Annotated in this window: 12 protein-coding genes; 6 read left to right on the top strand and 6 right to left on the bottom strand. The window is 43.8% G+C overall.

The window, feature by feature from the left end:
• Positions 1–449 precede the first annotated feature (449 nt).
• The gene (gene udk, locus NBH16_RS08685) at positions 450–1,079 is read left to right on the top strand and encodes a uridine kinase (protein WP_005857397.1); all 630 of its coding nucleotides are present in this window, start codon (positions 450–452) and stop codon (positions 1,077–1,079) included.
• On the opposite strand, the gene NBH16_RS08690 is transcribed toward udk, so the two are convergent.
• The 3 genes from NBH16_RS08690 to NBH16_RS08700 are packed head-to-tail and all read right to left on the bottom strand — an operon-like array spanning position 1,036 to position 3,705.
• Positions 1,036–2,382, bottom strand: a complete 1,347-nt coding sequence (locus tag NBH16_RS08690) for a cobyrinic acid a,c-diamide synthase CobB (protein WP_121962916.1) — start codon at positions 2,380–2,382, stop codon at positions 1,036–1,038. The genes udk and NBH16_RS08690 overlap by 44 nt on opposite strands.
• 11 nt (positions 2,383–2,393) lie before the next feature.
• Positions 2,394–3,215: a 3-methyl-2-oxobutanoate hydroxymethyltransferase gene (gene panB, locus NBH16_RS08695; RefSeq protein WP_005862774.1), complete on the bottom strand. Its 822-nt coding sequence runs from the start codon at positions 3,213–3,215 to the stop codon at positions 2,394–2,396.
• A gap of 43 nt (positions 3,216–3,258) precedes the next feature.
• A complete protein-coding gene (locus NBH16_RS08700; protein ID WP_005857403.1) occupies positions 3,259–3,705 on the bottom strand; it encodes a cold-shock protein in 447 nt (148 codons plus the stop codon).
• Between the two features lie 245 nt (positions 3,706–3,950).
• Between NBH16_RS08700 and NBH16_RS08705 the strand changes: the two genes are divergently transcribed.
• From NBH16_RS08705 to NBH16_RS08725, 5 genes are all read left to right on the top strand, one after another.
• The gene (locus NBH16_RS08705) at positions 3,951–4,529 is read left to right on the top strand and encodes a 3'-5' exonuclease (protein WP_005857406.1); all 579 of its coding nucleotides are present in this window, start codon (positions 3,951–3,953) and stop codon (positions 4,527–4,529) included.
• 77 nt (positions 4,530–4,606) lie between these two features.
• The gene (locus NBH16_RS08710; protein WP_250788371.1) at positions 4,607–5,596 is read left to right on the top strand and encodes an N-acetylmuramoyl-L-alanine amidase; all 990 of its coding nucleotides are present in this window, start codon (positions 4,607–4,609) and stop codon (positions 5,594–5,596) included.
• Between the two features lie 180 nt (positions 5,597–5,776).
• Positions 5,777–6,463 carry a two-component system response regulator PhoB gene (gene phoB, locus NBH16_RS08715; RefSeq protein WP_005862778.1) on the top strand — a complete coding sequence of 229 codons (687 nt, stop codon included), beginning with the start codon at positions 5,777–5,779 and terminating at the stop codon, positions 6,461–6,463.
• 14 nt (positions 6,464–6,477) lie between these two features.
• On the top strand, positions 6,478–8,247 hold the full coding sequence (gene phoR / locus NBH16_RS08720; protein ID WP_005862780.1) for a two-component system sensor histidine kinase PhoR: 1,770 nt from the start codon (positions 6,478–6,480) through the stop codon (positions 8,245–8,247).
• A gap of 80 nt (positions 8,248–8,327) precedes the next feature.
• Positions 8,328–10,397 (top strand): ATP-binding protein, encoded by a 2,070-nt coding sequence (locus NBH16_RS08725; protein ID WP_250788372.1) that lies wholly within the window; start codon positions 8,328–8,330, stop codon positions 10,395–10,397.
• Here NBH16_RS08725 and NBH16_RS08730 read toward each other — a convergent pair.
• From NBH16_RS08730 to NBH16_RS08740, 3 genes are read right to left on the bottom strand one after another with little or no spacing between them, the layout of a single operon-like run.
• Positions 10,392–11,156, bottom strand: coding sequence for a LytR/AlgR family response regulator transcription factor (locus NBH16_RS08730; protein ID WP_250788373.1), 765 nt, complete (start codon positions 11,154–11,156; stop codon positions 10,392–10,394). The two genes, NBH16_RS08725 and NBH16_RS08730, sit on opposite strands and share 6 nt — an antisense overlap.
• On the bottom strand, positions 11,153–12,214 hold the full coding sequence (locus tag NBH16_RS08735; RefSeq protein WP_250788375.1) for a sensor histidine kinase: 1,062 nt from the start codon (positions 12,212–12,214) through the stop codon (positions 11,153–11,155). Before NBH16_RS08735 ends, NBH16_RS08730 begins: the two co-directional genes overlap by 4 nt.
• On the bottom strand, positions 12,211–13,137 hold the full coding sequence (locus NBH16_RS08740) for an efflux RND transporter periplasmic adaptor subunit (protein WP_048928420.1): 927 nt from the start codon (positions 13,135–13,137) through the stop codon (positions 12,211–12,213). The genes NBH16_RS08735 and NBH16_RS08740 overlap by 4 nt, the downstream gene beginning before the upstream one ends.
• Between the last annotated feature and the right edge of the window lie 18 nt (positions 13,138–13,155).

Consider the following 13,155-nt stretch of genomic DNA (forward strand, 5'->3'; position numbering starts at 1 on the left):
ATAAAGTGTGGGGACAGAACATGATTCACGGTCTTTATGACTAATGAAAACTCGGTCTTATTCCACACTTTGATGTTGAATGTTTATGCAAATTTATAACGATAAATTATTATACAATGAATACAATGGGGAACGCATCTAACTATCATTATTGTTGAGGTGACCTACTATAAAAGAAAAGGCCATCCGTCACGGACAGCCAATCTCATTGTTAACCTTAAATCTAATACCATGAAAAACACAGTGCAAATATAGAGACTTTATGTTATGCAGCATAATTTTCGAACAAGAAAAGCTCACCCATTAACTTTATTTAAGGCAGACATGCTATACAACATAGAATTCAGCTCTTTTTATCTCGTTTTTTCTATTAATAGCAAAATACTACCACTATAAATATTTAGTACCTTTGCATTTATAAACATAAATATGGATTAATATAAGAAATCATGCTAATTATAGGTATAGCGGGCGGGACTGGTTCCGGGAAAACTACAGTGGTAAAAAAGATCATAGAAAGTTTACCTCCCGGTGAGGTCGTATTACTCCCTCAAGATTCTTATTACAAAGATAACAGCCATGTGCCGGTAGAGAAACGTCAATATATTAATTTCGACCATCCCGACGCATTTGATTGGCCGCTCCTCTCAGAGCAAGTCACCTTGCTGAAAGAGGGGAAATGCATCGAGCAGCCGACTTATTCTTATCTTACCTGCTGCCGATTGCCCGAGACCATTCATATCGAGCCTCGTGATGTTGTCATCATCGAAGGGATCCTCGCTTTATGCGACCCTCAATTACGAGACTTGATGGACTTGAAAGTATTTGTCGATACAGATTCGGACGAACGTCTTATCCGTGTGATCCAACGGGATATGATCGAGAGAGGACGCACGGCGGAAGCGGTAATGGAACGCTATACCCGGGTACTAAAGCCTATGCACCTGCAATTTATAGAGCCTAGCAAACGATATGCCGACCTAATTATACCCGAAGGAGGAAGCAACCAGATCGCCATCAATATATTGAAAATGTTTATCGAGAACAATCTGGGGCTTCCCCATACAGAAAATCAATAAACCAATCGTTCCGACAGGGATCTCCCCAATATAAATGCGTGTACCCCGCCAATACGTTCTTGTAGCGATATAGCGGGGTATCCGTTTGACCTCCTTTCGCCGTAAAGGCTTTCGCTACCGAAGGCAGCGGGCTTTCCATAGGCACGATCCGGGAATAATGGAACTCATGCCCTCGTAGGACATCATTCTTATAGCATAAAGTCCGATACCCTAAACGTAACTTCATGTTCTCCATCGTGGTGGATTGCGGTAATACACCGGCCATTGGATAGGCATTCCCATCCGTACCGATAATCTCTTTACAGAGATACATCATCCCCCCACATTCCGCCAGCAACTTGCCCCCCATTTCCACAAAGGAATGAATCGATTCACGCATCCCGGAATTCATGCTCAACTCCGATAAATATAACTCGGGATATCCACCCGGCAAATAGACAAAATCGGCCTCCGGTAAACAATCATCCCTCAATGGACTGAAATAGGTAATCTTGCCTAGAGTAGATAAGAAATGTATATTTTCCTCATATGAGAAATTAAAAGCGGGATCACGGGCGATGGCTATATTTAAGTTTGCCTTTGAAACAGTCCTCATGACTTCCTTAACCCGAGGAACTGGCTGTCGCTCTGGCAAAGCCGTGATTGCCAACAGGCGGTCTATATCCACATGCTCCTCCACCAAGCAAGCAATCCGGTCCGCAAACTCCTCAAAGCAAAAGTCCTCATCCAACGACAACCCCAAATGCCGGCTCGGGATCTCTACATCCGCACACTTCGGTAGATAGCCTAACGCTTCCACACCCGCATCCTCACACGCTTGTCTCAAGAAAGAATAATGGCTCTCCGACGCCACGAAATTAAATACCGCCCCCACGACATTCAGATCTTTCCGAAAATTCCGGAAGCCATAAAGCAAGGGAGCCACCGAATAAGCCGTACTTTTAGCGTTCACCACCAATACGATCGGTATCCGCAATAAACCGGAGATCTCCGCACTACTCCCTCGCATGGCATCGTAGCCATCGAACAGTCCCATCACCCCTTCGGTCACGGCTACATCCGCATTCGAGGTATACCGGGCATATAAATCCTTGATATGCCCTTCCGACATCATGAAACCATCCAAATTCACGGAAGCGCAACCAGCCGCCATTTTATGATGACGAGTATCTATATAATCCGGCCCACACTTAAAAGGCTGCACCCGTAAAGAACGATTTCTCAAGGCACGAAGCAATCCTAAGGTAAAAGTAGTCTTCCCGCTTCCCGACGAAGCGGCACCTATTAGCAAATGAGATCTCATGTATTCTGTTTCTAATATTGCTCCTTCTCGTTCGGGAAGTCTTGAGATTTCACGTCCTCGATGTACGCTTGTACGGCACGGGTAATCTCCTCCCCTAAATTAGCGTAGCGACGTAAGAAACGAGGAGAAAAGCCTTGATTGATACCGAGCATATCATGCATAACCAACACTTGACCATCTACGCCTCCACCGGCGCCAATGCCGATAACCGGGATCGTAAGCTCCGAAGCGACACGAGCCGCCAACTCCGCCGGGATCTTTTCCAACACCAAGGCGAAACAACCTATCTCCTCTAGCAAATGGGCATCCTCGATCAGTTTCTTAGCCTCGGCCTCTTCACGGGCACGTACCGTATACGTACCGAATTTATTGATCGATTGCGGCGTCAATCCTAAATGTCCCATAATTGGAATACCGGCACACAAGATACGTTCGATAGATTCCCGAACCTCAGCCCCGCCTTCCAACTTGATACAATCGGCATGCGTCTCTTTCATCACCCGGATAGCGGAGGCCAAGGCTTCTTTAGAGTTTCCTTGATACGTACCGAAAGGCAGGTCTACCACCACCAGCGCACGATTCACCGCTTTCATGACCGATTTACCATGGTAAATCATCTGGTCGAGCGTAATCGGCAAAGTGGTCACGTTTCCAGCCATTACGTTAGAAGCGGAGTCTCCCACCAAGATCACATCCATTCCTGCTTGATCGATCAATTTCGCCATCGAATAATCATAGGCGGTAAGCATGGATATTTTCTCGCCACGCTGCTTCATCTCTATCAGGCGATGTGTGGTCACCTTTCTATTATCATCTACTTTTGCGACAGACATATTATATTTTTATTAATTGTTTCGGCCGCAAAGGTAAGTATTATTATTTATTTTCAAGACAAACATTCACGGCACTTAAGCCTCTGTCGCCACGTTCAAGGTCGAACGTCACGATATCGTTCACGGAGATATCATCCACAACATTGTTCACGTGAAAGAAATACTTTTCCGTCCCCGACAAGTCACGGATAAACCCGAACCCTTTTGCCTCATTAAAATAGTCTACCCTGCCCCTTAAGATAACGGGAGCCACATCCTCTTTCTTAGGAGTCGAGATCAAGATATCTTCCTGATTTATCTCTTCTTTTTGACGAAGTTCGGGAGGGACAGAGGTGATCATCCCATTTTCATCCACATAAGCGATCATATCCTCAAAGCTAGTCGCCTTGCCGGACGATTTTCTTTCCTCTTTCCTATTCTGTTTCTCTACTCGGCGGGCTTGTTTCTTTTTCTCGTTTTCACGTTTACCAAATGATGCGTATTTTGCCATACAGTCGATTTTAATTTATACTAGGGCCTCACGTTCCGTGAAGCGTTGTTTATACTAACTTAGCGTGAGAATTGATGATTAAAGGAGAGATCCGCTTAATAATAATATAAAAAGAAGAACTATGTCGATAATGATTCTAGACTCAAACTTTCGCAAAGATAATAAAATAAACGGAGAAAACCTTATAGATCCTCTCATTTAAGAATAAAAAAACTTACTTTTGCATCCTATACCAAAAAGCATTTATGAAACTACTTTTTTTTGATTTAGAGACTACCGGCATAAAATACTGGAGAAATGGCGTCCACCAAATAAGTGGGGAGATCGTAATTGATGGGGTTACGAAGGAATCTTTTAATTTCAATGTCTGCCCACACCCCCAATGTGAGATAGAGGAAGAAGCGCTTCGCATTTGCAACGTGTCCAAGGAACAGATACAAGCTTATCCTCCCATGCGAGAGGTGTACGTTAAATTCGTGAACATGCTGTCCAAATACGTGGACAAATTTGATAAAAAAGACAAGTTCTTCCTCGTTGGATACAACAACGCCTCTTTCGATAATCACTTCTTGAAAGCCTTCTTCGTACAGAACGGAGATAATTATTTCTACTCATGGTTCTGGGTGAACTCGATCGACGTAATGGTATTGTCTACCCAGCATTTGATGCGCAAACGGCATGAGATGACAGATTTCAAGCAGGAAACGGTGGCAAGGGCTTTAGGTATACAAATAGATTCCGCTAAATTGCATGACGCATCCTATGATATTCAATTAACCAAAGAAATTTATAATAGGATATCCTCCCTCTCATTTATGGGTTGATTGATTCTTTTTATAAATTATCGTTTTTGACTATAGGTTGATTTAATTATCTTTACGGCGTAGAATCAATTTTTAAGATGTCTGTGAAACATAGTATCCGTATTTTCTTCTTTATTATCGCTCTCGTATATACAGGTTCCTTGACTGCCCAAGAAAAGGCGTATCCGAAAAACGGAGAGGGCATCACTCTTTTTCTCAAACGCTTCAACCGTACCGGCGGGACGTATCAGAAAGAGTTTATCGAGCTTAATAAAGGGAAGTTGGGTAAAAATAACACTCTGCGCATGGGCGTAAAATATACCTTGCCTCCGCTCGCCTCCGCCCCTCAGAAGAAGAATTATCAGCCCCTATTCGGCAAGTCGCTAGCCAGTTACAAAGTAACCTCTTCCGATTTAAAGGGAGCTTGCTTTTATCTGGTCAGCGGTCATGGCGGTCCGGACCCCGGGGCGATCGGTAAAATGGGCTCCCATGAATTGCATGAGGATGAATACGCTTACGACATCATGCTACGTCTGGCACGCAATCTTTTAACGCGAGGCGCAAAGGTACATATTATCATCCAAGACGCAAAGGACGGAATACGTGACCAGCAATTCCTCAATAACAGCAAACGGGAAACTTGTATGGGTAGTCCGATCCCCCTCAGCCAAGTAAGCCGTCTGGATCAGCGTTGCGCCAAGATAAACAGCTTGAGCCGGAAAGATAAAGAAACTTATAAGAGAGCGATATTCATCCATGTGGACAGCCGGAGCCGACATCAAAGGACCGATGTCTTTTTCTATCATAAGCCCAAGGATCAAGCGAGCAAGCGCTTGGCTAAAACGATGAAATCCACTTTCTCGCACAAATACAACCGCCACCAGCCGGGCCGGGGATTCTCGGGCACGGTAGACGATCGTAACTTATATGTATTACGTCACACGACCCCGACCTCCGTATTCGTCGAATTGGGCAACATACAAAACCAATACGACCAACAACGGATCATCCTCAGCAACAATCGGCAAGCCTTGGCCAACTGGCTTTGCGAGGGTTTTGTCACGGATTATAATTATTATAGGAAGTAGCATCCCTAATGATCTATTATACTAACACATATCCTGCGGCAGAAATGTCATATGAGCGATCTTAACAGCAATGTAACATATATTTCATTTCTCCGAAATAAGAATATCCGTTCTTTGCCAAAAATAATTATATTTGTATATGGAGAGCCGTAAGGCACTCTTTTAAAAACAGAACAGCTTATGGCAACAACTCGTATTCTTGTAGTGGATGATGAAGAGGATTTGTGTGAGATCCTTAAATTCAACTTAGAAATAGAAGGTTATGAAGTAGATACCGCCTATAGTGCGGAAGAGGCATTGAAAAAGGATCTGACCGTTTACAATTTATTATTGTTGGATGTCATGATGGGAGAAATCTCCGGTTTCAAGATGGCACGTATCCTGCGACAAGATGAGAAGACGGCCAATACCCCTATCATCTTCCTCACGGCCAAAGATACGGAGAACGATATGCTCACAGGGTTCAATCTCGGGGCGGACGACTATATCTCCAAGCCTTTCTCCATCCGCCAAGTGATAGCGCGTGTTAAGGCCGTACTAAGAAGAACTTCCGAGAAATCAAAAGATAAAGAGATTGAGAAACTCGAGTATGAGACATTAGCTCTTGATACGAAACGCATCAAGGCTACGGTAGACGGGGTGGAAGTTCCATTGACCAAAAAAGAGTTTGAGATACTAAAACTTCTATTGGAAAATAAAGGGAACGTCTTCTCCAGAGAGGAAATACTGTCTCGCATCTGGAAAGACGAGGTATATGTTCTAGACCGTACCATCGATGTCAACATCACCCGGTTACGTAAGAAAATAGGTCCTTATGGAAAGAACATCGTAACTCGCTTAGGTTTCGGTTATTGTTTTGAATGCTAATATTGTCGTGAATCATGGTAAAGATAGATGGTGAGAAAAGGCACCGGATACCGTTTAGCCAACGGCTTTTCTGGTCGGTCTTTTTTATGTTCTTGGGCTTTACGGTCTGTTTCCTGCTATTCCAATATCAGCGGGAAAGGGAGTTCGCGCAAGAAAAGTTGAACAATGTGTTGAGTAACTATAATTACCAATTATTCCGCAAATGCCAACAAAGTACGGACATCAACAAGACCGTAATAAGTTTCATGGACGACATCCCTCAAAAGGATTTGCGGGTAACCATTATAGATCCATCCGGCGACGTATTGTTTGATAATAGCGGGACGGACGAGTTTAATAACCATAACGACCGGAGCGAGGTACGCAAAGCCCGATTATATAATGAAGGATTCGCTATCCGTTCCTCGGAATCTACGGGAAAAAGGTATTTCTATTCGGCATCAAATATAGGAGGTTATATTTACCGCTCAGCCCTGCCCTATGATCCATATGTAAGAGGGATATTGACGGTAAACAAGGACTTCATTTATTTCATGGCATTGATGACCTTGATTTTCTTCTTTGTCCTTTCCCGTTTTACTTTCAGCATAGGTAAAACGATATCCAAACTAAGGGATTTCGCCTTAAACGTAGAGAAAGATCGAATGCCTGCGGTCGATTATGTTTTCCCGAATGATGAACTAGGTGATATCTCACAGAATATCGTAACCTTATACCATCGGCAGCAGAAAGCGAAAAACGAGTTATCCATGGAACGGGAAAAGCTTATCAAACATTTCCAATATTCCAAGGAAGGCTTCGCCATGTTTACAAGTGAAGGGCGGGAGATTCTTTCTAACATCCTATTCATTCAATTCATAAATGTCATATCCGACACCCAGATCCACCAAGTGGAAGACGTTACTGATATAGCCGAATTAGAACCAATCCGTACCTTCTTGAATAAGAATATCCGGAATCTGAATCGGAAAAAGAAAGTATTAAGAGAGTCCGTGACTATTGACAAGAACGGTAAAATATTCTTGATCGAATGTATTTTATTCCTCGATAATAGTTATGAGATCTCTATTAATGATATATCCCGTCAAGAAGAAGAAAGCCGGATGAAACGACAGCTTACGCAGAACGTCTCTCACGAGCTGAAAACACCGGTCAGCAGCATTCAAGGGTATTTGGAAACAATCCTATCCAACCCAGATTTGAGTCCGGACAAACGTCAATTTTTCTTGGAACGTTGTTATTCCCAAAGTACCCGCCTTACAGGATTATTACGAGATATTTCCGTATTAAACAGACTTGACGAGGCATCCGAGATGTTCGACCTCACGGAAGTAAATATCACGAAGCTTATCGCCGAGATACAAAAAGAATGCTCCCAAGATATGGAAGAAAAACACATCACGTCGGAAATTATCCTCCCGGGAGATCCGACCGTGTTCGGGAATAACTCCCTACTCTATTCCATATTCCGGAATCTATATGACAACGCGATCGCTTATGCGGGAGAAAACATAAGGATTACCGTCAACTGCTATAAAGAAGATCCTAAATATTATTACTTTAGCTTCTCCGATAATGGAGTGGGTATCCCGGAAGAACATATCAATCGCATATTCGAGCGCTTCTACCGGGTAGACAAGGGACGCAGTCGTAAGATCGGAGGAACCGGATTAGGATTATCCATCGTTAAAAACGGGGTTAATTTCCATAAAGGACAAATATCGGCGAAGAGCAGTCCGGGAAAAGGGGTTACTTTTTTCTTCACTTTGAAAAAGAAACTATAAGGCAGACCTCTAAAATTCCATAACATACGCTTGATATTTAATATTAAAATGTATTTTTGTATTGAACATCATACAATATCATGAGAAATACCTATTTAGTATTATTTATCTATTTAATGATCCCAATGTTTTCTTTAGGGGAAAACACCTATACTACCCAACAAAGGGAAGACAGCCTTTTATCCCTATTAAAGTCCTCGCCAGCCATAAATGAACAGATCGAGTTATATAAGGATTTAGCGACAATGTACAGGCAAATGCCCAAGGAGATTGTTTACCTAAACAAAATGGCAGATGTGGCAAGCTCCACTTCGAAAGGTCATGCTTCCTTATATTACGCATGGGCCAACTTATCCCGCCATTATTACAATATACAAAACAGGGATAGCCTGATTTACTGGTCGCATAAGATAGATTCATTGGCCGCGGCCAAGAATGAGGTTCCGGACGCATTATTCGATGCGCGAGGATTCATTTGCCAAATGGATCTATGGGACGGCAATTATGAGTTAGCGATGAACGGGGCGATCAGCCTATACAACTATGCCCGTGATACAAAGAGTGAATATGGATTGATTTGTTGCAATGAGAACTTAGGTTTAATCTATCAAGAAATACATCGGGATAGTGACGCGATAATAGCTTATCGGGAAGGTCTCGATTTATTACAGAAACGAGGTGACAATCCGAAATTCGAGATGCAATACATGGGAAACCTCATCGAATCTTATCTACGAACCGACCATTTCACCGAGGCCGAGGAATTATTAACCCGTTACGATGAAATGATCCAAGATAGGGAAAGAGAGAATGAAGAACAAGGCACCGCATTCCCCGTGGATCGTTGCCGTGCGCTAATGTATGTTTTTTATGCGGATATGTATGTCCTTCAAGACAAGCCCAAGAAAGCACTGGAGACCTTGTTGAAGGCGACACCGATCGTAGAGAAAACCGGAGATGATTATACGGAATTCTGCTACAACTTCGTTTTCGCCAAGTATTACTATTTAATAGGTAAGTATGGAAAGGCGCTGAATATCATAGACACAAATAAATTAACAGAAGAAGATATACGAACCTCGGAGCTGAAAGTCGAGATACTCGAAGCATTGGGACGTTATAAAGAAGCGCTCGCATTTAGTAGAGAAGTTGTAGAACATACCAAGATGTTGCATGACGAGGCCTTCAACCGGCAGATCAATCAGCTCCGGACATTACATGATCTAAACAATCAAGAGATGCAGGCATACGAGCTACAGCTACGTGAACAACAACTGCATACCCAAAGGTTGTTAATGATTATTCTACTCGTAGTATCGATCGTTCTTTTAGTGATGCTATACATCGTATACAAGTCCTATCGCTCCGCACGCCGCTACCAACGAGAACTTATGAAAGACAAGGAAGCCTTAGTAGAGTCCGAGCGTCAACTTCGTACAGCTAAAGAGATAGCGGAACACGCCAACCAGATGAAAAGCACGTTTATCGCCAATATCAGCCATGAGATCCGTACGCCGCTTAACGCAATTGTCGGCTTTTCGGAATTAATATCCGATGAATCTATTTCCGCTGGCGAAAAGAAAGAGTTTTTCTCCATTATCAACAATAACTCTTATTTATTACTTAATCTGATAAATGACATTCTTGACCTTTCTCGCCTAGAATCCGGGAATATGAAGTTCATTATAGAGAAGACAAACTTATCGGATTGTTGCCGGAACGCTTTGGCAAGTGTAGAGCACCGGGTCTTTCCGGATGTTCAATTGACCTATACACCTTCTGAAGACCCCTTACATATTCAGACAGATTCGATACGTCTCCAACAATTATTGATAAACTTATTGACCAATGCCTGCAAATTCACGAAAGAAGGAGAGATCAACCTATCTTATCAAATAGATGAGGACAAGCAGCGTGTACGTATCACCGTAACCGATACTGGATGTGGAATACCGGAGGATAAGCAGAAAGCCATATTCGAGCGTTTCGAAAAGGTAGATGAATATGCACAGGGTACAGGCTTAGGGTTATCCATCAGCCAAACAATTATCGAGCATTTAGGTGGCTCCATTCAATTAGACCCGACGTATAAGCATGGAGCCCGGTTCATCGTACTCCATCCCTACAACCCTCTTGATAATCCATCATGACGTAAACCACGTCTTAAATTCCGGCACTCTCGCCTTGCTAACCAATATACGCTCCAAGGTCGGTACGATCAAATTGACCGCAAGGCGTCCGTTAAACCAGAGATCGATATCTTGCACCGCCTTTCTGGATATCAAGTACTGACGATTGATCCGGAAGAACAAGGCAGGATCAAGGCTATCGGCGAGCTCATCCAAGGTCTGCGTGAAAAGGTATTCCTTCCCGTCCGTCATCACCGCCTTTACATTTCCGTCCGCTATATAGAAAAATAAGATCATATCCACGGAAATAGGTAGCAGCTTATCCCCTTTCACAGGGATCAAGAAATGCGTTTTATATCCTTCCACCCGCTTCAAGGCTTGCATGACAGCGGAATAATCGATCGCTTCTTTCTCCACAGCCGTCGATTGTAACCGTGACAACTTATCCAAAGCTTTCCGTATATCATCCGCGTCGATCGGTTTCAGCAGATAATCTACGCTATTCACTTTAAACGCTTTCAGCGCATATTCATCATAGGCTGTCGTGAAAATGATCGGGCAAGAGATATCTACATGACCGAAGATCTCGAAAGCCGAACCATCCGCCAAATGGATATCCAGAAAGATAAGTTCCGGCATTGGATGCGATTGAAACCATTCGACACTATCCGTAATACTATCTAGGACATCGATCACCTCGATATCCGGATCAACCTCTCCCAGCAATGCCATCAAATTACGGACAGCCGCTTTCTCGTCTTCTATTATCAAAGCTTTCATACCAAAGGGATTGTTACGCTGAATATACTAGCATCTTCTTTTATGGAAATATCTTTCTTATACAAGAGGTTATAACGTTTACTCAGGTTCACCAAGCCAATACCGGTGCCTCTGCTATGTGTCAATTTCGGTTGGATGAGATTGCTAACCGTCAAGGAATCATGGTCAGAACGAACGGAAATGGTCAATGAATGACGGTTGCTGATCTCGTTATGCTTCACGGCGTTCTCGATCAAAAGCTGCACCGACATAGGAGGCAGTTGCTTAGACTCGTGCTCCTTCCCTAAGTCTATATCGAAGACTAGATTATCCTCATAGCGCATTTTCAAAAGGAAGATATAAGCGTTCACGAAATCCATCTCCTCCCGTAAAGTAACACTACGGCACTCATTCTCTTGCAAGGTATAACGTAAGACACGGGATAACTCCTGCAAATATTCTTGTGCCTTCCCGGGAGTCTCCCGGATCAAGGAACGGAGCGTATTCAAGGAATTAAATAACATATGAGGATTAAGCTGGCTCTTCAAGGCCTCATATTGGTTCAATAGATTCTCCGCCCGCAATTGCTGGTTCTCGATCTGTACTTGCTGGCTTTGACGAATCAGGTAAATCATATAGCAACTACCCGTAACGACGCACGACATGATAAAATCCCTCAACGGATGCAGATAATGATGCACCAAGGCGTCGATCGCCGGGATATCAAACTGATGGTGCAAGAACACGAAACCCTTTCCTAATAAATTATTCACGCACCAAGTCATCACGAACGAGAGCAGGACCTTCCGCCAAGAGATATGCGCTTTCTGCCGATTGAAACCAAAGACATACGTGTTCATCGCAAATAACAGTAAGAGGGACACGAAGGTGAAAAAGACCTCATTCGCTACATCCAATACCGACATATCCGGGAAAAGAGCGTTCTGCCCGGTAACGTCAAACAACGACACCAATTCCGGGAAATGGATCAAGAAGGCCACCATGATCGATATGATGACCAACGAGAACACATATTTATTCTTTATATTCATTTTCTTCATGAAGACAAAGATAGTCATTTCTTCTCTACCCGTGCGGAAACATACATACCGGGACGAAAACGAGGATTTGTCTCTTTTACCCGAGCGTACATTTCCAAGGAACGGCTCGTCTCGTCCACCTCCTGTCCGATCGAGATCAAGACCGCATGGAAGGTCTCCTTCCCCATTCCATTCACCCGGAACTGCACTTGGTTCCCAATGGATAAGTCCGCTAAATCCTTCTCATAAGCGGTCAGGCAAAGAAGAGTCTCGCCTTTATCGATCACATCACAGATCGGTTCGCCCGCGTTCACGTATTTACCGAGATTAATGGACAGCCCGGCGACATAACCGCTCAGTGGCGCTTTTACCTCCAAATAAGGTTGGATACCGTCTTCCAGAAGATCGCCGGCGGAGACACCTAGGATAGCAAGTTGCGCGGCGGCGGCATCTTGACGGCTCTTCATGGAAAGATAATCCGCCTTGCTTTGCTGGAAACGTTTTTGCGAGGCCGCTTCTTGCTCACTCAAACGCTGTTGCCTTTTATACTCAGCCTCTAAGTATTCCGTTTGGGCATGGGCATCCAAATAGGTCTGTTGCAACGTGATAAAATCCGGATTCTCCAAGCTGACGATCACCGAGCCCTTCTTCACATAATCGCCCGGAAGCAGCGTAGTAGCATGAACCGTGCCTCCCATCGTCAACGTAACCGTAGCCTGCCGCTGCGGGGGAACTACCATGATCCCGTTGAAAGAGGAGTGATTCGGAAGGGCCGTTGCCGAGGAAATCCCATCCACCTCTACGCTATCCACGGATGGTTCGGACGGTACGCTTTCCGCTACTTGAGTAATAGCGGGCCGGGCAGTTATGTCTTGCGAATCGCCCTGTCCTTTCTCCGCGTTGTTTGTCATACTGCATGCGGCCAATGCCATAAGAGCCGCAGGAATCCATATCTTTTTCATCTTATACTATTTTTCTGG

The organism is Parabacteroides sp. Y3-G-102, assembly GCF_023656845.1.
In the GTDB taxonomy this organism is placed as follows: domain Bacteria; phylum Bacteroidota; class Bacteroidia; order Bacteroidales; family Tannerellaceae; genus Parabacteroides; species Parabacteroides distasonis.